Origin of the sequence: Pseudomonas gingeri (assembly GCF_013385635.1) — a bacterium.
GTDB classification, from domain to species: Bacteria; Pseudomonadota; Gammaproteobacteria; order Pseudomonadales; family Pseudomonadaceae; genus Aquipseudomonas; species Aquipseudomonas gingeri_A.
In genome coordinates, this window is record NZ_JACAPR010000012.1 from 1 (window position 1) to 22,712 (window position 22,712).

Annotated in this window: 22 protein-coding genes; 12 read left to right on the forward strand and 10 right to left on the reverse strand. The window is 61.7% G+C overall.

Translation table 11 applies throughout. The features are described from left to right. On the forward strand, positions 1-457 hold a 457-nt coding region (locus HX851_RS38715), incomplete at its 5' end, for a ribonucleotide-diphosphate reductase subunit beta (protein WP_177004854.1). Positions 458-589: 132 nt separating this feature from the next. Here HX851_RS38715 and HX851_RS38720 read toward each other — a convergent pair. Further along, on the reverse strand, positions 590-3,127 hold the full coding sequence (locus HX851_RS38720; RefSeq protein ID WP_177065322.1) for a dermonecrotic toxin domain-containing protein: 2,538 nt from the start codon (positions 3,125-3,127) through the stop codon (positions 590-592). Positions 3,128-3,437: 310 nt separating this feature from the next. Between HX851_RS38720 and HX851_RS38725 the strand changes: the two genes are divergently transcribed. Then, on the forward strand, positions 3,438-3,767 hold the full coding sequence (locus tag HX851_RS38725) for a helix-turn-helix domain-containing protein (protein WP_177059091.1): 330 nt from the start codon (positions 3,438-3,440) through the stop codon (positions 3,765-3,767). A 60-nt stretch (positions 3,768-3,827) separates the two neighbouring features. On the opposite strand, the gene HX851_RS38730 is transcribed toward HX851_RS38725, so the two are convergent. Both HX851_RS38730 and HX851_RS38735 read right to left on the reverse strand, forming a co-directional pair. Then, on the reverse strand, positions 3,828-4,388 hold the full coding sequence (locus HX851_RS38730; protein WP_177059089.1) for an AAA family ATPase: 561 nt from the start codon (positions 4,386-4,388) through the stop codon (positions 3,828-3,830). A 52-nt stretch (positions 4,389-4,440) separates the two neighbouring features. Next, the gene (locus tag HX851_RS38735; protein ID WP_177059088.1) at positions 4,441-5,379 is read right to left on the reverse strand and encodes a GlxA family transcriptional regulator; all 939 of its coding nucleotides are present in this window, start codon (positions 5,377-5,379) and stop codon (positions 4,441-4,443) included. A gap of 119 nt (positions 5,380-5,498) precedes the next feature. Here HX851_RS38735 and HX851_RS38740 point away from each other — a divergent pair, with 119 nt between their 5' ends. Further along, positions 5,499-6,302: an SDR family NAD(P)-dependent oxidoreductase gene (locus HX851_RS38740; RefSeq protein WP_177059086.1), complete on the forward strand. Its 804-nt coding sequence runs from the start codon at positions 5,499-5,501 to the stop codon at positions 6,300-6,302. Positions 6,303-6,351: 49 nt separating this feature from the next. On the opposite strand, the gene HX851_RS38745 is transcribed toward HX851_RS38740, so the two are convergent. Both HX851_RS38745 and HX851_RS38750 read right to left on the reverse strand, forming a co-directional pair. Then, on the reverse strand, positions 6,352-7,950 hold the full coding sequence (locus HX851_RS38745) for an amidase family protein (protein ID WP_177059084.1): 1,599 nt from the start codon (positions 7,948-7,950) through the stop codon (positions 6,352-6,354). A gap of 128 nt (positions 7,951-8,078) precedes the next feature. Next, a complete protein-coding gene (locus HX851_RS38750) occupies positions 8,079-9,137 on the reverse strand; it encodes an MBL fold metallo-hydrolase (protein ID WP_177065320.1) in 1,059 nt (352 codons plus the stop codon). Positions 9,138-9,334: 197 nt separating this feature from the next. Here HX851_RS38750 and HX851_RS38755 point away from each other — a divergent pair, with 197 nt between their 5' ends. From HX851_RS38755 to HX851_RS38770, 4 genes are all read left to right on the forward strand, one after another. Further along, the gene (locus HX851_RS38755) at positions 9,335-9,949 is read left to right on the forward strand and encodes a TetR/AcrR family transcriptional regulator (protein WP_177059080.1); all 615 of its coding nucleotides are present in this window, start codon (positions 9,335-9,337) and stop codon (positions 9,947-9,949) included. Between the two features lie 169 nt (positions 9,950-10,118). After that, positions 10,119-11,201: a diguanylate cyclase gene (locus tag HX851_RS38760; protein WP_177065318.1), complete on the forward strand. Its 1,083-nt coding sequence runs from the start codon at positions 10,119-10,121 to the stop codon at positions 11,199-11,201. A 182-nt stretch (positions 11,202-11,383) separates the two neighbouring features. Beyond that, positions 11,384-12,700, forward strand: coding sequence for a methyl-accepting chemotaxis protein (locus HX851_RS38765; protein ID WP_177065316.1), 1,317 nt, complete (start codon positions 11,384-11,386; stop codon positions 12,698-12,700). Between the two features lie 81 nt (positions 12,701-12,781). Further along, positions 12,782-13,309, forward strand: a complete 528-nt coding sequence (locus HX851_RS38770) for a DUF1003 domain-containing protein (protein ID WP_177059074.1) — start codon at positions 12,782-12,784, stop codon at positions 13,307-13,309. 10 nt (positions 13,310-13,319) lie between these two features. On the opposite strand, the gene HX851_RS38775 is transcribed toward HX851_RS38770, so the two are convergent. Beyond that, on the reverse strand, positions 13,320-14,201 hold the full coding sequence (locus HX851_RS38775; protein WP_177065314.1) for a LysR family transcriptional regulator: 882 nt from the start codon (positions 14,199-14,201) through the stop codon (positions 13,320-13,322). 78 nt (positions 14,202-14,279) lie between these two features. On the opposite strand from HX851_RS38775, the gene HX851_RS38780 reads away from it, so the two are divergent. Beyond that, positions 14,280-14,990: a CTP synthase C-terminal region-related (seleno)protein gene (locus tag HX851_RS38780; RefSeq protein ID WP_177065312.1), complete on the forward strand. Its 711-nt coding sequence runs from the start codon at positions 14,280-14,282 to the stop codon at positions 14,988-14,990. A 16-nt stretch (positions 14,991-15,006) separates the two neighbouring features. Here the strand turns inward: HX851_RS38780 and HX851_RS38785 are convergent, their stop codons facing one another. Beyond that, positions 15,007-15,333, reverse strand: a complete 327-nt coding sequence (locus HX851_RS38785; RefSeq protein ID WP_177065310.1) for a DUF2025 family protein — start codon at positions 15,331-15,333, stop codon at positions 15,007-15,009. Between the two features lie 228 nt (positions 15,334-15,561). On the opposite strand from HX851_RS38785, the gene HX851_RS38790 reads away from it, so the two are divergent. Together HX851_RS38790 and HX851_RS38795 are read left to right on the forward strand one after the other, a co-directional pair. After that, positions 15,562-16,686 (forward strand): glycerophosphodiester phosphodiesterase, encoded by a 1,125-nt coding sequence (locus HX851_RS38790; RefSeq protein WP_177059066.1) that lies wholly within the window; start codon positions 15,562-15,564, stop codon positions 16,684-16,686. 115 nt (positions 16,687-16,801) lie between these two features. Beyond that, positions 16,802-17,110, forward strand: coding sequence for a PepSY domain-containing protein (locus tag HX851_RS38795; RefSeq protein WP_177065308.1), 309 nt, complete (start codon positions 16,802-16,804; stop codon positions 17,108-17,110). Between the two features lie 92 nt (positions 17,111-17,202). On the opposite strand, the gene HX851_RS38800 is transcribed toward HX851_RS38795, so the two are convergent. Together HX851_RS38800 and HX851_RS38805 are read right to left on the reverse strand one after the other, a co-directional pair. Beyond that, positions 17,203-18,447, reverse strand: coding sequence for an OprD family porin (locus tag HX851_RS38800; RefSeq protein ID WP_177065306.1), 1,245 nt, complete (start codon positions 18,445-18,447; stop codon positions 17,203-17,205). A 122-nt stretch (positions 18,448-18,569) separates the two neighbouring features. Continuing rightward, positions 18,570-19,844, reverse strand: coding sequence for an MFS transporter (locus HX851_RS38805; RefSeq protein WP_177059061.1), 1,275 nt, complete (start codon positions 19,842-19,844; stop codon positions 18,570-18,572). A 289-nt stretch (positions 19,845-20,133) separates the two neighbouring features. Here HX851_RS38805 and HX851_RS38810 point away from each other — a divergent pair, with 289 nt between their 5' ends. Further along, entirely contained in the window at positions 20,134-20,937 is an 804-nt protein-coding gene (locus tag HX851_RS38810; RefSeq protein WP_177065304.1) for a putative hydro-lyase, read from the forward strand. On the opposite strand, the gene HX851_RS38815 is transcribed toward HX851_RS38810, so the two are convergent. Then, the gene (locus HX851_RS38815) at positions 20,938-21,375 is read right to left on the reverse strand and encodes a hypothetical protein (protein WP_177059057.1); all 438 of its coding nucleotides are present in this window, start codon (positions 21,373-21,375) and stop codon (positions 20,938-20,940) included. Between the two features lie 285 nt (positions 21,376-21,660). Here HX851_RS38815 and HX851_RS38820 point away from each other — a divergent pair, with 285 nt between their 5' ends. Further along, positions 21,661-22,683 (forward strand): transporter, encoded by a 1,023-nt coding sequence (locus tag HX851_RS38820; protein ID WP_177059055.1) that lies wholly within the window; start codon positions 21,661-21,663, stop codon positions 22,681-22,683. The last annotated feature ends 29 nt before the right edge of the window (positions 22,684-22,712 follow it).

A 22,712-nucleotide genomic window follows, 5' to 3' on the forward strand; every position in this document is an offset into this window, starting at 1 on the left:
CTACTGCGGCTTCACCCAGATCCTGTCCATGGGCCGGCGCAACAAGATGACCGGCGTTGCCGAGCAGTTCCAGTACATCCTGCGCGACGAATCCATGCACCTGAACTTCGGTATCGACGTGATCAACCAGATCAAGATCGAAAACCCGCACCTGTGGGATGCCGAGATGAAGGAAGAAGCCACGCAGATGATCCTGCAGGGCACCCAGCTGGAAATCGAATACGCCCGCGACACCATGCCCCGCGGCGTGCTGGGCATGAACGCGGCGATGATGGAGGACTACCTCAAGTTCATCGCCAACCGTCGCCTGTCGCAGATCGGCCTGAAGGAAGAATACCCGGGCACCACCAACCCGTTCCCGTGGATGAGCGAGATCATGGACCTGAAGAAAGAGAAGAACTTCTTCGAGACCCGCGTGATCGAGTACCAGACTGGCGGCGCGTTGAGCTGGGATTGATCTTCGTCCTGCACGAATAGTCCGATCGTTCCCACGCTCCGCGTGGGAACGCCGCTATGGACGCTCTGCGTCCGCTTCTGTGACGCAGAGCATCACCGGCTGCATGCCCACGCTGGTGACGGGGGCAGACCTTCAACCCGCGTAAGTAATACGCCTATGGCCCAGGGCAGCGTTGGCTACATGCACCTCATCAAAGTTCAAGGCACCTTGGGGGTCGTCGTCGGCTGATTGACGCAGACGGGTGAAGTCCGCGTTGTACTGCAGGTTTTCCGTATAGGAGACGGCGGGCAAGCCCTTGGCGTCGATCCGGTAGCACTGATATTCCCCATGGCCAAACTCGGAACTGCCGTAAGCCTCGGCCCCGGCGCGGGTCCGGGAGACGATCAGGACCTCGCCATCGAGCATCTTCGGTACCCCACCAAAGAAGTTCGAGGATCTGAACCCATACTCCAGCGGGTCGCCACGGCGTTCGACACGCTGCGCTTTCTCGACGCGAAACAATTCGTCGAAATCCGTTCTCTCGATCATGCCGCGACTGTTGAAGTGAGCCCCTGGCGGAAGGGTGATGCCGGACTTGAACGGGTTATCGAGCAGCAGTTCGCTGTCGTCATAGGGGGTGTAATCGTCAGCGGAACTGACGCTGTCCGAATCGGAGGCCGACGAGTCCACCGGGCTTTGTGGCGACGGCGGCTCGAGCGGCGCGGCCTCCGATGAGCCGGCACCTGAGTGCGCTGGCAACTGATCGCCCTGGGCGCCCCCTGTTTCGTGAGCCGACCCGCGCAGGTAGATTTCCCATTCCGGATCCCACTGTGGATTGAGCCCCGCGCCTGGCAGCCTAAGGGGTTTTCCACGGCGCAGGCTGATCCCGAGGGTCTTGCGCGTCATCGGATCGATCAACCGCACAGTGTCGTCGCGCAACTTGAAATCGCTACGTATCTCATAGATCCCCGCATACCCCTCAGGATCGGTATAGCGCACATAGAAGCTGTGCTCACCGACCTGGTAAATCCCCAGGGCATTGGGCTTGAGCCCCTCGAGCGAGACTCCGCTGACGGCATGCGAACGGATAATGCGTTCCTGCCCCAGACTCAGACGATCGCTACTGGGCACGCCAGCCGCAACGGGCAGTGTCGACTCCAGCGGCGACACCGATTCGGCAGGTGTTGTCGGTGACACGGCCAACTGATCCGGCAAGGCCCGGGCGGGCGCTTCGGGCACCTTCGCCTCTCCTCCCGGAACACCTCGGGCAACCAATGGCACCGCATTGAGCAAACCGAAGAAGACCCGCCCCGCCCCAGCCACCCGCTCGTCCGTGGAGTCGGCTTCAACCAGTTGCTCAACGCCGATTGCCGACTCGGCCAAACCGAGCAACCCGGCCACCAGCTCGAATTCGGGAAAGGCCAGCGCCAGCGCCCCCGCGGCATTTGCCGCGGACTCGATACAGTCACGCCAGAAGGCCCTGATCACACTGGCATCACTGCGGATGATCAGGTCGATATCACGCACCGCGCGACGCCGCTGCAAATCGCGCAGATGGACAAACACATCCCCGGAAATAACCTGGTCGGTACCGATATGGCGCTGGGGGTTCCAGCCGGCGTCGGCAAAAACCGCTTGCTCCTGCGGGTATCTGGACACACCAAGCAAGGCGCCCATCAGGCCGCGATAGGTGGAACCGTCGGGGCGATCGCGCAGCTCGAAATGACTGGCCAACATCTGTCGCAATGCCACAACCCCGGCCTGGCGCGCCAGCCATGCCCTCATCAAGTCGATCTCGGCGAAACCGTGCAGGGGCGAAGCATTGCCCGGGATATACAGCACCACCCGGCCAAAGGCCTGGTCGCAAAACACCGCCAGGTCGGTTGCGCTGTATCCGTAGATCGTCAGCAGGGCAACATTGCAATCAGCCCCGGGCGCCGCCAATGCCTGTATCTGCGCGACACTCAGTTCGTGCCAGCGCTGCTGGGGATTGAGCCCGGCGGCTCGCCAGACCAGGCTGCGGTCCTCCCACTTCAGTGTGCCTTCGAGCCACTGCAAGTCCGCGGCCTTGAGCAGTGCGCACTTGAGCAAATCGCGATAATCCTGACAATGCGTGCGCCAGTAGGCGTCTTGCCGGGACGTGTAGCGCTTGTAGAAATCCGTATCCCAGACAAACTGCTGGAAGTCCCGTGGGTCGATGTCGAGCTGCGTGTCAGGGCCATAGCGCTGTGGCACCACACGCCGATAAATACCGTGATAGTCGTGGTAGTGCGTCTTCAGGTAGTCGACATCCAGCGGATTGGGATGAACTTCCGGCAGTTTTGCGACCGGTGTGATCTCGGGGGCCAGTTGGAAGGTCGCCGGGAACTGACGCTGAACGAAATGATTGCCCTCCTGATAATTGGAGAGCATGGCCTGGGTCAGCGTCTGCTGGTACATCACCTGGCCGATGGTTCCGGCATTACCCTGACGGCGATAATGCAGATTGACCAGCACCGTCTGATCGGGATCGAGATCCAGGCGCCACTGAGACTTGGCATGCTGGCGAATCAAGCTGGCGGCCAGCTCGGAGGGGTCGGGCAACAACATGCCGCGCTCGCGGACAAAGCGGTCCAGTTGCGCATTGGCTGGCAGCTCAGGCAGGGCTTGGGCACGCCCGACGCCTGGTGCCGGAATAAAGACCTGGTTCATACATCTCCCGGATGATTGCTATAGCGATAGAGCCCATCAGCGCTGATGGGCTCCGATCACGGCCACGCACAACGACAATGCCTGTTGTGCCTGGGGGCCGAACATCCGGACTATGTTTGAAGGCTGCCGGGAAGCAGCGGTAGAAGACTAACACCACGGAACAAGCATCGACGGCAGCGCAGGAGGGGGATCCCGAATCATCTCGACTCCCCTACCGATAATCGGAATCCCGAAAAACCGTTTGATCAGGCGCGCAAACAACTGTACAAAAACACAGTACATTTCATCCTGATCGATACCGGAGAACAGCATGTCCTGCCCAGCCAGCCTTTCAGTGCCAAGGACCACCGCCGAACGCATCGTGCTTCATCAATTCACGCCGAGGCACTGCGCCCAGGCCCGCGTCATGCTGGGCTGGAGTCATGAGCAGTTGTCCCAGGAGTCCGGGGTTTCGGTGGCCGCCATCCAGCGTTTCGAAGCTGGTGAGCCTCTCAAGGATGTCACCCGCCTGGCCCTGGCCTTTCGCCTGGAAGCCGAGGGCCTGGTGTTTTTCCCGGGCTTTGCGCCAGGTCGCGGGATGAATATTCGCGGCTGCACACCGGACCCGATCAAACGCGAAGATTTCGAGATGATCGAATAAGCGAGGCATGCTCACCTGAACGGCAGAGGGACCAAGGATGGCTTGAGCAGATCGCTGACGTCAGCGGGCTATAGGTGCCCGTTCAAGCTCTTCGATCACACGTTCGACCAGGGCGTCTACCGGATAATGCGTGGAGTCCACCCGTAACAGCGGACACCTCAGCTCCTTGATCCAGGTCTCATGACGTTTCAGGCTGCGGGTGCCGTGGTCACCCGCGTCATAACCGGCGGCCCATTCCAGAAAGGTCTGCGTGGCAAGAAAACGCTCACCACCCGGATAGATTCGCGCACCGTAGCGCTGGAACTCTCGCCATCGCAGGCGTTGCAGACGGACCTCGGGGTCCAGCCGGACGAAAATGGCGTGGGTAAACACCGGGATCAGTGCGTCACCCCACCCACACAGCGAACCGGAAAGCGTCCAGCTGTTGTGCTCGCTCAGTTGCTCGCGTAACAGGCGTATCCGTTCGTCCCGTGGACGCCTGCAACTGAAAGGCTGTTCGCTGGGCTGCCAGTAGAAGTTGTCCGAGTCGAAATGCGCGATGCCCAGGCGCCCGGCCAGCGCCTGGCCGAGAGTCGTGGTGCCGGAGCCCGAGGCCCCGAAGAGGTGGATTCTGTAGGCCATGCGGATTCCTGAGCACATCCTGTCTCAAACATCAGCATAGACCGGTTGCTTTCTAGAGCTGCAATTGCAGCGACCGGCGTATGACCTGCGGCGGCTGTCCGTAAGCCCGCAGGAAAGCCCGGCGCATGCGCTCGGCATCGCCGAATCCGGTGTCACGGGCGACGATATCGATGGAGTGCCAGCCCGACTCCATCATCAGCCGGGCTGCCTCCAGGCGCAGGTGTTCAATGGCCTTGGCCGGGGACTGGCCGGTTTCCGCACGAAACAGGCGGCTGAACTGCCGGGGGCTGAGATGCGCCACCTGCGCCAACTGCTCGACGGACAAGTCCTCGCGCAGGTTCTCCTGGGCGAAAGCCAGGGCGCTCTGCACACGATCTGACTTGGCATCCAGGGCCAGCAGCGCGGAAAACTGCGACTGCCCACCCGCCCGGCGGTGATAGACCACCAGCGTACGGGCCAGCTCCCGAGTCACCTCCACACCCAGGTCCTGTTCTACCAGGGCCAAGGCCAGGTCGATACTGGCGGTCATCCCGGCCGAGGTCCAGATCGGCCCGTCCACGGTGAAGATTCGGTCTTCTTCAAGCCGGACACCGGGATAACGCTGCCGGAAAATCCGTGCGTGATACCAGTGGGTCGTCGCCCGTCGCCCCTCCAGCAGACCGGCCGCGGCCAGATGAAAAGAGCCGGTGCAGGCCGAAGTGATGCGCCGGGCAAAGGCCGGCGCATCACGCAGATAGTCAATCAAGCCACATGCCCCGGGCACCAGATCGTTATCGCCCACCACCAGCAAGGTGTCGTACGCCTGCGCACCGAACGGCTTGGTCTCGACGCCAAAACCCATGGAGCTCCTGACCACGCCACCGTGCTCGGAAATCAGGTCGACCTGGTAGACCTCACGCTCCACTTGCAGGTTGGCATGTTCGAAGACAGCGCCGGTCGCCAGCGTCAGCGACTGGAAGCCAGGAAATAGAATAATGCCGACGCTGATCATGGAAGGGCTCTCCAGCATGTCCTGAAAGGTGGGATATCTGACATTGCTGACAATAAATTACCACCATAATCTTGCTTCCAGCAACGCCGACATCTCGCCGGCCATTCTGGAGACTCCTCATGACTCAAGCATCCCACCCGGGCGTAGCCCTGATTACTGGCGCCTCCTCCGGCATCGGCGCCCTGTATGCCGATCGTCTGGCTCGCAGCGGCCATGACCTGATCCTCGTCGCCCGCAATCGTGAGCGCCTGGAAAAACTGGCCTTGCGCCTCGGCCAGGAAACCCAGCGCAACATCGAAGTGGTCCAGGCCGACTTGAATGACAACCGCGACCTGGCCCGCGTCGCTCATATCCTGGAGACCGACAGCCGCATTCGTGTCCTGATCAACAACGCCGGGGTGGGTGCTGCATCGCCACTGCTGGAGTCCGACCAGGCCAAGATGGATGCGATGATTCAACTGAACGTCGTCGCCCTCACCCGCCTGGCAAAATCCGCCGCTGCCAGCTTCGTGGCCCGTGGTGAAGGGACGATCGTCAATATCGCCTCCATCGTCGCCCTCGCGCCGCAACTGCTCAACGGGGTGTATGGCGGGACCAAGGCCTATGTGCTGGCCTTCACCCAGTCCCTGCACCATGAATTGAGCGACAAGGGCATCAAGCTCCAGGCCGTCCTGCCCGGCGCCACCAGTACCGAGTTCTGGGATGTCGCCGGTATTTCGATCCAGCACCTGCCGACAGAAATCGTCATGAGCACCGAGCAGATGGTCGATGCCGCCCTCGCCGGCCTGGCCCTGGGAGAACTGGTGACCATTCCGTCGCTGCCGGATATCGCCGACTGGCAAGCCTATGAGCAGGCCCGACTGGCGCTGGCACCGAACCTGTCCCATAGCCGGCCGGCACAACGTTACCTGACCGGAGCCTGAGCCCCAGGAGCAAGCCCGCCAACGGGCTTGCTCACTTCCCTGCGCAAGGTCAGGGCAGAACCGGGTGAACCAGATTGGCGGAAACCTGCTCATAGCCATAGGCGATCGCCAGCAACTCGGCTTCGCTCCAGCGACCGGCGAAGAAGTGCACCCAGGTAGGCATGCCCTCGGCATCCAGCCCCGAAGGCACGGTAATATTCGGGTATCCGGCCAGCGCCGCGCTGGCGAACTCCAGAAATGCCCATGGGTGTGGGTCGCCAAGGAACGCATCCAGACGATGCGTGGCCAACAGGCCATCGATATTTGCTCGGGCTTCCCCACCCAGCTCCGCGACAAGTTTCAGGTATTCGTCCTCATCCAACTCCAACGCATTGGCCCGTTTCAACAGATCCTGATTATGGTTTTCCTCTGCCGGATGGTTTTCGTTGTAATCGATCAACGCCTGCAACGTGAGAACCGGCAGGCCCGGCCGACTGGCGAGATAATCCGGCAGGACGCGCTTGATCGACATGTCGAACAACCGATTCACACGCGTCATTTGCCCCTCACTCCAGTCGGTGGGCTGCAAATCCACCGGCACCAGTTGCGCACCCGCCGCCCTCATGGCAGCCATCGCCCCGGCAAACCGCGGATGCTCCGCCAGACCCTCGCTACCTGGCTGGAAACGACTCGGATAACCGATGACCTTGCCCTTTAGCGCATCCTCTTTCAGCAGCGCGCTGTAGTCCTTCGCTACCGGAACCTGGGCGGTGGCCGGGTCCTGCGGATCAAGACCGACCATGGCATTGAGCATCAAGGCGGCATCACGCACCGAACGGGTGATCGGGCCGGCGCTGTCGAGTTCGCGAGATGCCGGAACAATACCCGTGCGACTCAACAGGCCCACCGAAGGCTTCAGCCCTACGACACCGTTTTTCGAAGACGGGCAGATGATCGAACCCATGGTTTCGGTGCCCAGCGACAGTGGCGCAAAACCGGCGGCAACGGCGGCGGCCGAACCCGAACTGGAGCCACAGACCTCACCGTCGAGTTTGTGGGGATTGTGCGTCTGCCCACCCCTGCCACTCCAACCGTCGGGCAGGTCGTCGCCGCGAAAGTTCGACCACTCACTCATGTTGGTCTTGCCCAGGATGATCGCCCCGGCTTCGCGCAACCTGGCGACGATAAAAGCATCACGTGGCGCCGGTTGGCCGATCATGGCCGGTGAGCCGGCAGCGGTCTGCAGGCCATCGGCGGTTTCGATATTGTCCTTGAGCAGCACCGGTACACCATGCAACGGACCACGGACCTTGCCCTGCCGACGCTCTTCATCCAGTCCCTGGGCAACGCTCAACACCTCGAGGTCCAGTTCAAGGACAGCGTTGATCGCGCGCTCTTCAATCATCTTTTTATCGAGACGGCGGATACGCTCATTCAGGTGCTGAACCAGCGCCACCGAGGTGAAACAGCCTTGCGCCAACCTGTCGGCAACCTCACCGGCACTCAAATATTCGGCACCCTGTAAGGCACCGTCCCGAGTCGACGATAACGGAGCGGCAACATCCGCCTCGCAAAGGCCAGCCAGGCTGGTTGCCGGAATCAGGTACAGCGCATTCGACAAGGCGATCTGAGCCAGCGCCAAAGCACATTTTTTGAACGGTAAAGACATGAATCGTGTCCTGATCAAACCAGATGCCAGTGATCCATTTCACTGGCGCCGGTCATCCTAATGGGCGCTTCCGTAAGAAGCGCCGGACACAGGTCATTGCGGGTCGAGCCAAAAGTCGACGGTGGAAGTCAGACGCCTTGACGAACGTCGGCTGGTAATTCGGCGTTCAGCGTTTGCTCGACATCCAGCCACCAGGCACGGCCACGATGGGGTTGCAGCAGGTTGAATCCCTCGCCCATCTGCGGCGTGGTGATCGCGACATTCCGCTCCCAGGCCAAGGCCAGAATCCGGTCGAACGGCTCATGCCAGGCATGGAATGCCAGGTCGAACGTACCGTTGTGGATCGGCAGCAACCAGCGGCCCTTCAGATCCAGGTGAGCCTGCAGGCTCTGTTCAGGCTGCATGTGCACATGGGGCCAGTCGACGTTGTAGGCACCGGTTTCCATCAGGGTCAGGTCGAACGGCCCATAGTGCTCGCCGATCTGCTTGAAGCCATCGAAATAGCCGCTGTCACCGCTGAAGAAGATCCGCACATCATCGACGATCATCACCCAGGACGCCCACAGGGTCTGGTTGTTGTCGAACAGCGTGCGTCCGGAAAAATGCTGCGACGGCGTGGCCGCGAAACGGATGCCGTCGACCGTGGTTTCCTCCCACCAGTCCAACTGCTGCACCTTCCCGGCGGGAATGCCCCACTTGACCAACTGATCACCCACGCCCAGCGGCGCGAGGAAATGCTCGGTCTTCTCGGCCAGTTGCAGGACCGTCTTGTAGTCCAGATGGTCGTAGTGATTGTGGGATAGAATCACCGCCTCGATAGGCGGCAGTTCTTCCAGGCTGATCGGCGGCTGATGGAAACGCTTCGGTCCGGCCCACTGTACCGGCGAGGCGCGCTCGACGAACACCGGGTCGGTCAACCAGAACTTGCCGTGCAACTTGAGCAGCAAGGTCGAATGGCCGAGGCGAAATACGCTGAAGTCGGGCGCGGCCAACAGTTGCTCACGGCTCAGCGCAGCCACCGGAACGCGACTCGCCGGACGGGTATTGCGCGGCTTCTGGAAGAGCATTTTCCAGAAGATGCCCAAGGTCTTGCCCAGGCCGCCCTGGGGCGTCGGAGCGAGGTTGCGAAACTGCCCCTGCTCTCGCAAGGACGAGGATTTGTCGGAAGTGCGCGAACGAATAGCCATGTCAGGGTGACTCCCGGGAACCCAGCGCAGTTCCCATGTTCAGTACGGAGTGATCGATGGCCGCCGCACGCAAGCCTTGATCCGGTGATGTTGCAAAAAACAAACTACACTACACAGTGTAGTTTCTAGCTTGCAACAAAGCGCCCGACAAGTAAACTGCCGAGTGTAATTTTTATCAACCCTTTTGAAGCCTGCCCATGACTGCTCCCCTGCGCCTGACCGATCGTAAACGCGAAGCCATTATCCAGGCCGCCATCGAGGCCTTTCGCGCCGACGGTTTCGAGGTCACCAGCATGGACCGGATTGCCGCCATCGCCGGGGTTTCCAAACGCACGGTATACAACCACTTCCCGAGCAAGGAAGAGCTGTTCGCGGAAATCCTCCACCGACTGTGGGCCAGCAGTGCCGCGCAACTGGATATGTCCTATCACCCGCAGCGGCCGCTGCGTGACCAGTTGCGCGACTTGCTGACACTGAAAATGCGCTTGCTCAATGACGGCAACTTCCTCGATCTGGCCCGGGTGGCGATCGCCGCCACCATTCATGCACCCGAGCGCGCGCAGGATATGGTCTCGCGTCTGGCCGAACGGGAAGAAGGTTTCAAACAGTGGATCCGCGATGCCCAGGCCGACGGCACCTTCAAGGCAGTCGATCCGGAATTTGCCGCCCAACAGCTTCACGGGTTACTCAAGGCCTTCGCCTTCTGGCCGCAGATCACCCTTGGCCAGCCACCGCTGGATATCCCCACCCAGACCCGCGTCATAGAATCGGCGCTGGATCTGTTCCTCGCTGGCTACGAAATCGTCAAATAGCCGGCGCAGACGCCTGAATCACCTTCCAGACCTTAGAAATGGCTTGGAAGGACACTGATTATTCTTTACGGAATGCTCGACAATATTCATCTTGCTTATCCGATGAACGGCCGTTCCGTGCAGAACACAGCTTTTGTGTTCAGATAAAGAAAAAGTGGCGCATAGACCTATGGAAATCCAACGTGGCAAAGGCCAGTCGTTTGCCAGACGCATTTACCTACCCCGTACGGTAGGCGTTGGCATCGGTTGTTTCAGCGTGATCGCCGCAATCGCTCCCCTGTCGATGCCAGCCTGGATCTGGGTCCTGCTGATCATCAATGCCGTGGCCTGGCCGCACCTGGCTTATCGGGTGGCCCGCCACTCCAGCTACCCCTACCGCACCGAACGACGCAATATCCTGATCGATTCACTGATGGGCGGGTTCTGGGCGGCGACCATGCAGTTCAATCCGCTGGTCACCGTCAACATGCTCTCGCTGATGACCATGCACAACGTCGCCGCCGGTGGCCCGCGACTGATGGCCCAGGGCGTGGCCGCGCAAGCGCTGGGGATCCTGGTGTCCTGGCTGATCTTCACACCTGCGTTCAACCCGGTGACCACTCAACTGCAGATCTATGCCTGCCTGCCAGTGCTGGTCCTGTACCCGATGGTCATCGGCATGGGTTGCTTCAAGCTCGCGATCAAGCTGGCCGAGCACAAACGCGCCCTGAGCGCCCTGAGCCGTACCGACAGCCTGACCGGCCTGCTCAATCACGGCTCCTGGAAAGACCTGCTGCACGTCAAGTTCCACAAATGCCGGCAAGCGCAATGTCGGGCAACGATCGCCGTGATCGACATCGACCACTTCAAGAACATCAACGACACCTACGGCCACCTGATCGGCGACAGCGTGCTGCGCCAGTTGAGCCGGGACCTGCGCGCCAACCTGCGTGAACACGACCTGGCCGGGCGTTATGGCGGTGACGAGTTTTGCGTGATCCTGCCGGACATCTCACTGGACCAGGCCGACGAGGTCATGAATCGCCTGCGCGAGGTGTTCAGCAACTATCGCAGCGAAGAAGTGCCGGAGCTGCGGGTCACCCTGAGTATCGGCCTGGCGCCCTGCCGCGCGGACTTCAAGGATGCCGGCGCGTGGCTGAACGAAGCCGACAAGGCGCTCTACATGGCCAAGAACACCGGGCGCAACAAGGTCAGCAGTGCCGACGACGCGAGCGCCGAGCCCTCCAGCGAGTTCCTCGCCAACTCCGCCTGACGCCCGTTCACCTTGGACAAAAAGCCGTACGGCGGATTTTTGTACAACTCCAGGCCGTTTTGTATAACGATAGGGGCAAAGTGCCACCTACGGAACGCTGGCAACCGGTCCCCTTTCCCACAGGGTGAATCGGGCCTCGACAGGGATCGACCCCAACGTTATCCCTTCTCCGAGCGAACGCCATGTTTTTTGCCGCGCACAAGAAAGCCCTGCAGACCCTGCAACAGACCATCGATCAACAAGCCCACCTGCTCGCCGCCATCGACCGTTCCATGGCCGTCATCGAATTCGACCTCAACGGCACGGTCCTGCGGGTCAACGATAATTTCCTCAAGACCACCGGCTATCGCCAGGAGCAGGTCCTTGGCCAACCCCATCGCCTGTTCTGCACACCGGCCTACGCCCGCGGCACCGAATACAACCAGCTCTGGTCGCGCCTGAAAGCCGGGCAGTTCGAGGCTGGTACTTTCGAGCGCGTCGCGGCCGATGGCCGCAATATCTGGCTGGAAGCCAGCTACAACCCGATTCGCGATGAAAACGGCAGTGTGGTGAAAATCGTCAAGTACGCGCTGGACGTGACCATCAAGATGCAGCAGGAAAGCGAAGCCAACGGCAAGTTGCAGGCCATCGACCGGGCCATGGCCGCCATCGAGTTCACCCCCGACGGCACGGTGATCTGCGCCAACCAGAACTTCCTCAACCTGATGGGCTACAGCCAGGCCGAAATCCAGGGCAAGAACCACCGGGTCTTCTGTACGCCGGCCACCGTCGGCAGCAGCGACTACCAGGACTTCTGGCGTCGTCTGAACCAGGGTGAATTCTTCAGCGGCCAGTTCGAACGCGTGACCAAGCGCGGCCAGACCGTGTGGCTGGAGGCCAGCTACAACCCGGTGTACGACGCCAGCGGCAGGTTGTGCAAAGTGGTCAAGTTCGCCTCTGACGTGACCCAGCGGGTCGAAAAGCACGCTCAGGACGCCATGAGCGCGAGCGAGGCTTATCACATCTCGGTCGAGACCCGCAAAGTCGCCGAACAAGGCACCGGGGTGATCCAGCAGGCCGCCACCGAGATGCGCGAGATCGCCTCGAACATCGAGGCTTCCTCCGCGCTGATCGCCAAGCTGGGCGAGCGCTCGGAGCAGATTACCGCCATCGTCAACACCATTCGCGGGATTGCCGACCAGACCAACCTGCTGGCCCTGAATGCCGCGATCGAAGCGGCACGGGCCGGCGAGCAGGGGCGTGGGTTTGCCGTGGTCGCCGATGAAGTGCGCTTGCTGGCGGCCCGCACCAGCGGTTCGACCGCCGAGATTTCCAGCATGATCGACATGATCCAGAACGAAACCCAGCAGGCCATCCACAGCATGAACGGCACCCGTGACCGGGCGGCCAAGGGCGTCGGCCTGGCGGACGAGGCCGGCACGGTGATCCTGCAGATCCGCGACGGTGCCAGCAATGCCGTGCAGGCGGTCAGCATGTTCGCCAACGACAAGGGACATTGATGAAGAAACGCCAGGGTGGGCACTTGCCACGGTGCGACAGGTCTATAGTGAGCCCTGATTCCATGCCTTGAAGAGTGCCCCATGACCGCCGATACAGTCGAAGTAAAAGCTGAAGAAAAAGTCGATCACCTGCGCTTCCATCGCCCCCACGCACACCTGGGCCCGACCTTTGGCAATGACAGCTTTGCGTTGAAGGCCGAAGCCTTTGCGCGCTTCTTCGGCACACCGACCTTTCTCGGCGCCCAGACCCTGATCGTGGTGCTCTGGGTGGTGCTCAACATCACCGGCATCACCCACTTCGACGTCTACCCGTTCATCCTCCTGAACCTCGCCTTCAGCCTGCAATCGGCCTATGCCGCGCCGCTGATCCTGCTGGCCCAGACGCGCCAGGCCGCCCGCGACAAGGCCCAGTCCGATGCCGACGCCCAGCACCGCGAAGCCCTGGCCATCGCCAACACCGAGCGCCAGGCGGCTGCCGCGCAAAACACTGCGCAACTGATGGAACTGCTGGAGCAGAACACCCGCCTGACGGAAATGACCAAGCAACTGACCGAGCGCATCGAGAACCTGACCTCGGAAATGCACGAGCATTTCGTGCGCAAGCCCTGAGGACAGACGGTTAGAGACTGATTGACCGGGCCAGTTCGTCGAACAGCGTGACCACCGAGCGCAAGGCGCGGCAATCCGGGCGGGTCAGCAGCCACAAGGCCGATTCGTGACAGGATACGGACCCGTCCAACACACGCATGCCCTGCGCTTCGTTGATCATGAAGCCCGGCAACACCGCGACCCCCAATCCGGCCCGTGCCAGTTCGGCCACCGACAATATGCTGTTGCAGCGGTAAGCCGGGCGCACGCCGGGCAAGTGCTGGCGACGCCAGGTGACGGTCGGATGATCGGGCAGTGAGTCATCCGGCGCGATCCACGCCAGCCGCTGCAGATCCTCATGGCCGGCGGCCTGTAGATAGGCGGCGCTGCCACACACGCGATAGCTCACCGGCCCGAGGCAGCGTCCCACCAGATGCTCCGGCGGGGAAGTCGTCAGGCGCACGGCGATATCCGCGTCACGTCGGCTCAGGTTGGCGAAATCGTTGGACGTGCTCAGTTCCAGGGTCAGCGCCGGGTAAGCCGGCATGAACCGCGCCAATGCCGGCAGCAGCAGGCTCTGCAACACCGAATCGGTACAGGTCAGGCGCACCGTCCCGCTGATCACCTCGCCGCCCTGCTCGATACTGATACACGCCGCCTCCAGCGCCTGTTCGGCACGCTCCGCCTGCTCCGCGAGGGATTGCGCCAGGCTGCCGGGCAGATAACCGGCCCGACTCTTCTCGAACAGGGTCTGGCCCAGGGCCGCTTCCAACCGCCGCACCGAACGGAACACCGTCGACACGTCAACCTTGAGCAACCCGGCTGCCCGCGCCAGGGAACGGCCCCGCACCAGCGCGAGAATCAGGGACAGGTCGGCATGCTCCAATCGATAGTGCATCGGTGCATTGTTCATTTGGGTAAATGCCTATATTGAATGCGCTGACGCCACCTTATAGTCACCTTCAGGAATCAACAAGCCAGAGGGACGCTCATGTCCGTTCAACCTCGTCTGCGCATTGCCCTGGTCGGCGATCACGATCCGCAGGTCACGGCCCACCAGGCCATACCCATAGCGCTGCAACTGGCCGCCGAAGCCGTCGACTTGACGGTGCAAGCGCACTGGCTGGCAACCGACAGTATCGATGCGCAGACCGATCTCTCGGCCTTCGACGGTTTCTGGTGCGTCCCGGCCAGCCCGTACCGCAGCCTCGAAGGTGCATTGCGGGTGATCCGCCATGCCCGCGAACAGCAACACCCCTACCTCGGCACCTGTGCCGGTTTCCAGTATGCAATTCTCGAATATGCCCGCCATGTACTTGGCTGGGCCGACGCAGAACATGGCGAAGAAGCACCGGACTCGCCGTGTACGGTCATCTCACCGCTGAGCTGCTCGCTGGTGGAAGCCAACGGCAGCATCAATTTGCTCGAAGCTACACGTATCGCCAAGGCCTACGGCAGCCCGCGAACCCATGAGGGTTACCACTGCCGCTACGGCATCAACCCCGCCTTCGAGACCGCCCTGCTCGACGGTGATTTGCAGGCCAGCGGTCACGACGATCAGGGCGATCTGCGCGCGGTCGAGCTCAAGCGTCATCCGTTTTTTGTCGCGACGCTGTTCCAACCGGAACGGGCAGCGCTGCAAGGCAAGGTCCCGCCGCTGGTCAGCGCCTTCCTCACGGCCTGCATCAACCAGCGGCAATAGCCGGCGTGGCGCTGCGTCAGGTATTCAACACCCGGCGCAACGCGACAATCTGCGGAATCTCCACCCGCCGCATATATACCCGCAGCGGCTCGGTGATCTGAATCCGGTCGTCGATATTCTGGTCCAGCAGCAGTTGGATCCTTTCCCGGGCAAGGCACATCGTCTTCTCCCCGGCCGGCAGCCAGACGAATTCGCAGGCCGGGATGATGGCGTCATCCGCCACATCCATGCCGAAGGCATCTTCACTGAAACGTACGAGGTACTGGCCGGTCTTGCGATTCAGGCCGACAAAACCCTGGAGCTGGTCGGCGGCCTGGCAGATGAGTTCAGAGGTGATGCGCATGGTAAACCTCACTGGCGAGCCGGAAGGCTCATGGGTCGGTGGTTTACACACAAGGCAGGCAGCGCGTTTCCCTCTGCCGGGGAAACTGCGACTCAAGCGTACTGCAGATTCCATCACGATTGCGCCCGAAAAAAACGACACATGTCAGCTTTATGTCGGTTTCGCGATAGCACTTGAAGCATTCAGTTGTTAAAAGGAGTTCCCCCGTCTCCACGAAAGGAATTCGAAATGCCCGTTACCTTCAGCAAAAGCACCCTGATCGTGAGCCTGTTGCTGGCCATGGGCCTGAGCACCGCGCAGGCCAACACGGCTTCGGCCAACGTCGCCGCCGCCCACGGTATCCCGCATCCGGCCGTGATCGCCCACCGTGGCGCCTCGTTCGATGCTCCCGAGTCCACCGCAGCGTCCTACACCCTGGCTCGCGACCTGGGTGCCGACTACCTGGAAATGGACCTGCAACGCAGCAAGGACGGCGTGATCTTCGCCTTGCACGACAACAACCTGTCGCGTACCACCGACGTCGCCAGCAAGTTTCCCGAGCGCAAGGACAGCCCGGCCAACGAGTTCACCTGGGCCGAGTTGCAGACGCTGGACGCCGGCAGCTGGTTCAACAAGGCCTATCCGGAGCGTGCCCGCCCGGCCTATGTCGGCCTGAAGATCCTCAGCCTGGACCAGATCATCGATATCGCCCAGGCCAACCCGAAACACCAGCCGGGTCTGTACATCGAGACCAAGGAGCCCAAGCAGTTCCCCGGTATCGAACATGATCTGAAGAACAAGCTGCAGGAACGCGGCCTGCTCAGCGCAAGCAAGGTGGTCTCCAAGGAACAGCCCCAGGTCGGCCAGGGCAAAGGCAAGGTGATCCTGCAGACCTTCGAGAAGAGCAGCCTGGAACTGCTGCAGAAGGAAATGCCGGACACGCCGAAAATCCTCCTGCTTTGGGTCGGTGAAGGCAGCATCGAACCGAAGTCGAAGGTCAGTTTCGCCGACTCCGGCGAGAAGACCAAGGCCGCCTACTACGCCAGGCAGGAACCCAAGGACAAGGCCGAGTTCGAGCACTGGATCGACTACGCCAAGGCCCAGGGCGCCATCGGTACCGGCCCGTCGGCGGAGTTGACCCAGGGTGGCGACCAGAGCTATTCGGACCTGGTCAAGCCGTGGATGAACAAGTACACCCACGACAAAGGCCTGCTGGTGCACGTCTATACCGTCGACGAGCCGCAGGATTTCAAGAAGGTCCTCGACGCCGGCGTCGACGGCATCTTCACCAACCGCGCTTCGGAGCTGCTGAAGTACTTCAAGCGCGCGTCACCGAAGAGCGTGCCGCAAATCCTCGAGGCCAACGGCTACTGAGCCAGCGCAACGCATGGACCGGTGCCCTGGGCGCCGGTTTCCAGGATTAAGGATGAATTAAGTTGCAGCACCTAAGCTGATCCCACTGAAGTCATTCACTCAAGGGATCTTCCAGATGAAACCATTTACCACACTGCTGACCGCCACCGCCCTGACCCTCGCCGCCGGTTTCGCCCAGGCCGACGTTCGTCCGGACCACATTCCCGGGCTGCTCAAGTCCGGCGCCATCGCCGATTTCGAGAAGCTCAACCAGGCCGCCCTGGCCAAGCATCCCGGTGCCACCATCACCGACACCGAACTGGACCACGCCGCCGGCGGCGGTTATGTCTATGAGGTCGAACTGACTGGCACCGACAGCGTGAAATGGGAAGTCAAGCTCGACGCCAAGACCGCCGCTTTCCAGAGTGAAAAGAAAGACACGTGATCCACCCGCCTACGCAAAAACCGCGCCCTCAACCCTGAGGGCGCGGTTTTTTTGCTTGCGTTCAACCGAATGAAAAAGCGTTATCCCGGGGACTACCAGAGCGCCAGGGTGTAGCTGAGAATCAGGCGGTTCTCATCCAGGTCGTTGCCGAAGTTCGAACGCACCGTCGCATTGCGCCACTTCACCCCCACGCCCTTGAACGTCCCGTCCTGCACCACATAGCCGATATCGGTGTTGCGCTCCCATTCCCGCCCTTCGCCCGGCACCGTGCGTTGTACATTGTCGCCGGAGACGTAGCGGGTCATGAAGCTCAGGCCAGGCAAGCCGAGGGCGGCGAAGTTGTAGTCATAACGCAACTGCCAGGAACGCTCGTTGATATTGGCGAAGTCGCCGATCTGCACGAAGTTCACCAGGTACGGGTCGCTGTGGCCGATATAAGGGAACGGATCGTCACCGCTCATGCGTTGATAACCCAGGCCCAGCGCATGGCCCTTGAGGCTATAGGTGAACATCGCCCCCAGGGCGCGGTTGTCCAGTGGCCGAAAGTTGCCGTCCTCGCTGCTGCGGGCATAACGCAGGTCGGTCTTCAGGCCTTGCCCGGAACCCAGGTCCCAGTTATGTACCAGGCCGACGAAGTTCTGCTGGTAGATGTCCTGCAACTTGCCATAGCGGTACTGGGTGAGCAGGTTGGGCAACCACTGGTAGTCGGCCCCGGCGAACTGGAACTTGTCGCTGACGCCGCCAATACGGTTGGCGCTCATGTCCTGGTAGTCGGTGGAGTCGACATAGTTGATCTGACTCAACTGCCCCGCCGTCAGCTTCAGCCGATCGATCTCCTGCACATTCAACAAGCCGCCCTTGAAGGTACCGGGCAGCAGCCGGGTGTCGTTGGAAATCACCACCGGGTCCTTGAGCTGCAGGGTTCCGACTTTCAGCACGCTGTTGGACAGACGGACCTTGGCGGTCAACCCCAGTTCGCCGTAGCTGTCCTGGGAACCGCCCTTCGACAGATCGGCCGGCAGCAGGCCGGTACCGGCGGTGCCGCGTCCCGAGTCGAGCTTGAAGCCGGTCATGCCCAGGGCATCGATGCCGAAGCCGAGAGTCCCGGCGGTGAAGCCGGACTCCAGGCGCAACATGAAACCCTGGGCCCATTCATCGGCCTTTTCCCGCGAGCCGGTCTGGCGGAAGTCACGATTGAAATAGAAATTGCGCGCCTCCAGGCTGCCCTTGCTGTCGGCGATAAAGTCCGCACGGGCGCCTGGCGCGCAGAGCAGCCCGAGGCCGAGCAAAGTGCCGATAGAAAGTGGTGAACGTGACAACGCGTCGAAGTGCTTCATGGTGTGCTCCTGTTTTGCGGGCACGAGCCGACCCTCTCGGGGGCGTTGGGCTCGCGACCGATGTGGTGAAAAACGGATGGATCGTCATGGCCCGGGCCATGGCAGCCCGGGCGTGCCGGGGCTCAGGACTCGAGTTGGCGGCCGCGGGTTTCCGGCAGGCTCAGGGCCGCCAGAATCACCACCCCGTAAGCCCCGGCGGCGAACACGCCGATACCGGTGCCGATGGGCAAGGTTTCACTCAGGGCACCGATGAACAGCGGAAACAACGCGGCGATGGAGCGACCGGCGTTGTAGCAGAAGCCCTGGCCCGAACCGCGCATGCGGGTGGGAAACAGCTCGGTGAGGAACGCGCCCATGCCGGCGAAGATGCCCGAGGCGAAGAAACCCAGGGGAAAGCCGAGCCAGAGCATCCAGGTGTTGTCGATGGGCAACTGGGTATAGGCCAGGACAATCGCCATCGAACCCACGGCAAAGAGGATGAAGTTCTTCTTGCGGCCGATGGCATCGGTCAGCAGCGCGCTGGTCACGTAACCGACATAGGAGCCGACGATCACCATTGCCAGGTAGCCGCCTGTGCCCAGCACACTCAGGCCGCGTTCGGTCTTCAGGTAGGTCGGCAACCAGGTGGTGATCGCGTAGTAGCCGCCCAATGCTCCGGTGGTCAGCAGCGAGGCACGCAGAGTGGTGCTGAGCATCCGCGGGGCGAATATCTCGAAGAAGGCCCAGGGTGAAGCCTTGGCCGGGCGCCCCTGGCGGGCCTGCTCGAAGGTGTCGGATTCCTTGACCAGCCGACGGATCACCAGCACGAACAAGGCTGGTACCAGGCCGATCATGAACAACGCCCGCCAGGCCTGTTCCGGAGGCAGGAAACTGAACAATCCGGCATAGAGCAGCGCTGTCAGCCCCCAGCCCAGGGCCCAACCGGCCTGCACCATGCCCACCGCCTTGCCGCGATCCTGCGAGCGGATCACCTCGCCGATCAGCACCGCACCGGCCGTCCACTCGCCGCCGAAACCGAAGCCCATCAGGGTTCGCGCCACCAGCAATTGTTCATAGCTCTGCGCCAGTCCGCAGAGAAAGGTGAAGAAGGCAAACCAGAGTACCGTCAGTTGCAGGGTACGCACCCGGCCGATGCGGTCGGAGAGAATCCCGGCGATCCAGCCACCGGCCGCCGAGGCGAGCAACGTACTGGTACCGATCAACCCGGCCTCGCCCTTGGAAATGCCCCAGGTGGCGATCAGGGTGGGAATCACGAAGCTGAGCATCTGCGTGTCCATGCCATCGAGGCCATAGCCGATCTTGCAGCTCCAGAATGTGCGTTTCTCATTCTTGCTCAGTGGGCCGTACCAACTGAACGGGCCGGCACGGCGCGTCCCTGAAGGCACGTGGTCAGTCATGGTGTTGTCCATGGAGGTTCCTGCGGCAGCAAAGGAAAGTGACGGACACGCCTCGTTGTTTTGTTGTGAAGGCGTTGTCGTGGGGGAGCCGACGCCATGCGCTGCGTCGTGGAGCGGATTCTTCGCGCCCGGCCGCATCAGCGTCAAACGGGAAAAAAGCTGGTCAATGCATAAGAAAAATTGATGAGCTGCGTCATCAACTTTTCTTGTTCACAACACCAGATTTTCTGGTTGGACAGCCTTGCCCGGGTTTTCTACAAAGGGCTCCCCGTTCCTTGGAGACGTACCGATGAATCAGCCCGTCCTGCCCTTCGAGCAGTTGCGCCACAGCACGCCGTTCGAGCTGCGCCAGCAGATTGCCGCCGGACGCTATCAGGGCCATACCAGCGGCCTCGGCCAGGGCCGGGTGCAGGCCAATATCGTCATCCTGCCGGGTGACTGGGCCGATGAGTTCCTGCGTTTCTGTACCCTCAATCGCCAGGCCTGCCCGCTGCTGGACGTCACCGAGCCGGGCGATCCGATCTTGCGCAACCTCGGGCAGGCCGTGGATATCCGCCATGACGTGCCGCGTTATCGGGTCTACCGCGAGGGCGTGTTGAGCGCAGAACCGCTGGATATTGCCGCGCTCTGGCAGGACGACCTGGTGGCCTTTGCCATCGGCTGCTCGTTCTCCTTCGAGCAACCGCTGCTGGATGCCGGAATCGGCCTGCGGCATATCGAACGGGGCCTCAACGTGGCGATGTACCAGACTGATATCGACACCCGTCCGACCGCACGCCTGCAAGGCAAGCTGGTGGTCAGCATGCGCCCGCTGAAAGCCGCGGCGGCGATCCGGGCGATCCAGATCACCGGGCGCATGCCCAATGTCCACGGAGCCCCGGTGCATATCGGCGATCCGGCACTGATCGGCATCCGCGACCTCGCCACACCGGACTACGGTGATGCCGTGCCGGTGGCCGAGGACGAGATCCCGGTATTCTGGGCCTGCGGCGTGACCCCGCAATCGGTGGTACAGGCCTCACGCCCGCCGCTGTGCATCACCCATGCGCCGGGCTGCATGCTGGTGACCGACCTGCACAATCACACCCTGTAATCAGGCCGTGGTGTTGACGGTGCCGCCCGAAGTGCTGCCACCGGACTCCTGCAGGGCCTGGGTCAAGGCCGCGCTGACGGTCTGCAACGAAGCGGAAATCGTCGCTACCTGGGATTCGGCGCTTGCCACGGCGGCGGCCTTGGCGTCAGGGCTTTCATTGCTCGACTGCGCCTTCTGCATCGCCTGCTCCTGTTCCTGCAACTGCTTCTGCAGTTCGGCCAGTTGCTTGCGCAGCTCTTTCACGGTATCGGATTCCGAGCTGGAGCTGTCGCTGCTGCCCGACGCACCACCGGCACCCGCCGGCTGGCCGCCTGCGGCCTTGGTGGTGTCGGTGGCCGTGGCGGCGGTACCGGTGGTGGTCGCGTCGGCGCTGGCCGCCTTGGTGGCGGTGCTGGTAGACAGGCTTGGGGTGATGGTAACCGAGGTGATGCTGACCATGGGGAGTCTCCCTGTTCTGGTGATGTCTGTGTCAATCATCGACAACAACAGTGCGTGCTTGAGACCTATCCTGTATCCCCTTGGTCAGCAGCCCGATACACAAGCACCCGATCATGCGTACCACCAGGCCGGCAATCGCGTTCAATTCGCCGCCGGAACCTTTCAGGTCGAGACACAGAGCCTGGCACGCCAACCCGTAACAAAACTGTCAAAAAGCCTTGAGATGATGCGGCTCAAGCGAACCTGTAAAAAAATGTTTCGGGCGTTTCACTCCTGCGAGCCTCCATGAACCACAGCCTTGACCAAAGCCACCGCGACTCGGACCTGTTCGGCCTTCTTTATGGCTTTCGCTTTCGCGCCGGCGAACGCGGCGAGGAAATCGATTCGGCCACCGCCCTGCAATGCCTGCAAGAACCCGAAGACCCCGAGCAGTTTCTCTGGCTGCACCTGAACCTGGCCCACGCGGCCTGCGAACGCTGGATGAAGACGCACCTGTCATTGCCTGAAGAGTTCTTCGAAGCGCTGCACGAAGGCTCACGCTCGACCCGTATCGAACACGTCGACAACGCCTTGCTGGCGGTGGTCAACGACGTGGTGTTCAACCTCAGCAGCATGGTCTCGTCGGATATTTCCACACTGTGGGTCTGTGCCCGCAGCAAGCTGTTGATCAGCGCCCGCCTGCAACCGCTGCACTCGGTGGACAAGCTGCGCTCTTCGGTCAAGGCCGGCGAACGTTTTCGCTCGCCGCTGGAACTGCTGGTGCACCTGCTGCGCGACCAGGGTGAAGTGCTGACCCAGATCGTGCGCAAGACCAGCATCAGCGTCGACCAGATCGAAGACCAGTTGCTGGCCCTGCGCCTGAGCAACAACCGCGCGGAGCTCGGCGCCATGCGCCGGGTGCTGGTACGCCTGCAACGATTGCTGGCCCTCGAACCGGGCTCGCTGCTGCGCTTGCTCAACCGGCCGCCGCAATGGCTGCAGAAGGAGGACGTCAAGGAGTTGCGCAAGTCCACCGAGGAGTTCTCGCTGATCCTCAGCGACCTCGAAGCCCTCGGCGAGCGGATCAAGCTGCTGCAGGAAGAGATCGCCGCCAACCTCAACGAACAGAGCAACCGGACCCTGTTCACCCTGACGGTGGTGACGGTGCTGGCGCTGCCGATCAATATCATCGCCGGCTTCTTCGGCATGAACGTCGGCGGGATTCCCCTCGCCGGCGACCCCGAGGGGTTCTGGATCCTGGTGGCACTGGTGGCGACCTTCACCGTGCTGGCCGGACGCTGGGCCTTTCGCAAGCGCCAGGATTACTGACAGCCTCGCAGCCAGCAGACTTCTTTGTG

Excerpts from the sequence above, each read along its gene's own strand:
- HX851_RS38720 (WP_177065322.1), bottom strand. The coding sequence starts at position 3,127 with ATGAACCAGGTCTTTATTCCGGCACCAGGCGTCGGGCGTGCCCAAGCC.
- HX851_RS38725 (WP_177059091.1), top strand. The coding sequence starts at position 3,438 with ATGTCCTGCCCAGCCAGCCTTTCAGTGCCAAGGACCACCGCCGAACGC.
- HX851_RS38730 (WP_177059089.1), bottom strand. The coding sequence starts at position 4,388 with ATGGCCTACAGAATCCACCTCTTCGGGGCCTCGGGCTCCGGCACCACG.
- HX851_RS38735 (WP_177059088.1), bottom strand. The coding sequence starts at position 5,379 with ATGATCAGCGTCGGCATTATTCTATTTCCTGGCTTCCAGTCGCTGACG.
- HX851_RS38740 (WP_177059086.1), top strand. The coding sequence starts at position 5,499 with ATGACTCAAGCATCCCACCCGGGCGTAGCCCTGATTACTGGCGCCTCC.
- HX851_RS38745 (WP_177059084.1), bottom strand. The coding sequence starts at position 7,950 with ATGTCTTTACCGTTCAAAAAATGTGCTTTGGCGCTGGCTCAGATCGCC.
- HX851_RS38750 (WP_177065320.1), bottom strand. The coding sequence starts at position 9,137 with ATGGCTATTCGTTCGCGCACTTCCGACAAATCCTCGTCCTTGCGAGAG.
- HX851_RS38755 (WP_177059080.1), top strand. The coding sequence starts at position 9,335 with ATGACTGCTCCCCTGCGCCTGACCGATCGTAAACGCGAAGCCATTATC.
- HX851_RS38760 (WP_177065318.1), top strand. The coding sequence starts at position 10,119 with ATGGAAATCCAACGTGGCAAAGGCCAGTCGTTTGCCAGACGCATTTAC.
- HX851_RS38765 (WP_177065316.1), top strand. The coding sequence starts at position 11,384 with ATGTTTTTTGCCGCGCACAAGAAAGCCCTGCAGACCCTGCAACAGACC.
- HX851_RS38770 (WP_177059074.1), top strand. The coding sequence starts at position 12,782 with ATGACCGCCGATACAGTCGAAGTAAAAGCTGAAGAAAAAGTCGATCAC.
- HX851_RS38775 (WP_177065314.1), bottom strand. The coding sequence starts at position 14,201 with ATGAACAATGCACCGATGCACTATCGATTGGAGCATGCCGACCTGTCC.
- HX851_RS38780 (WP_177065312.1), top strand. The coding sequence starts at position 14,280 with ATGTCCGTTCAACCTCGTCTGCGCATTGCCCTGGTCGGCGATCACGAT.
- HX851_RS38785 (WP_177065310.1), bottom strand. The coding sequence starts at position 15,333 with ATGCGCATCACCTCTGAACTCATCTGCCAGGCCGCCGACCAGCTCCAG.
- HX851_RS38790 (WP_177059066.1), top strand. The coding sequence starts at position 15,562 with ATGCCCGTTACCTTCAGCAAAAGCACCCTGATCGTGAGCCTGTTGCTG.
- HX851_RS38795 (WP_177065308.1), top strand. The coding sequence starts at position 16,802 with ATGAAACCATTTACCACACTGCTGACCGCCACCGCCCTGACCCTCGCC.
- HX851_RS38800 (WP_177065306.1), bottom strand. The coding sequence starts at position 18,447 with ATGAAGCACTTCGACGCGTTGTCACGTTCACCACTTTCTATCGGCACT.
- HX851_RS38805 (WP_177059061.1), bottom strand. The coding sequence starts at position 19,844 with ATGACTGACCACGTGCCTTCAGGGACGCGCCGTGCCGGCCCGTTCAGT.
- HX851_RS38810 (WP_177065304.1), top strand. The coding sequence starts at position 20,134 with ATGAATCAGCCCGTCCTGCCCTTCGAGCAGTTGCGCCACAGCACGCCG.
- HX851_RS38815 (WP_177059057.1), bottom strand. The coding sequence starts at position 21,375 with ATGGTCAGCATCACCTCGGTTACCATCACCCCAAGCCTGTCTACCAGC.
- HX851_RS38820 (WP_177059055.1), top strand. The coding sequence starts at position 21,661 with ATGAACCACAGCCTTGACCAAAGCCACCGCGACTCGGACCTGTTCGGC.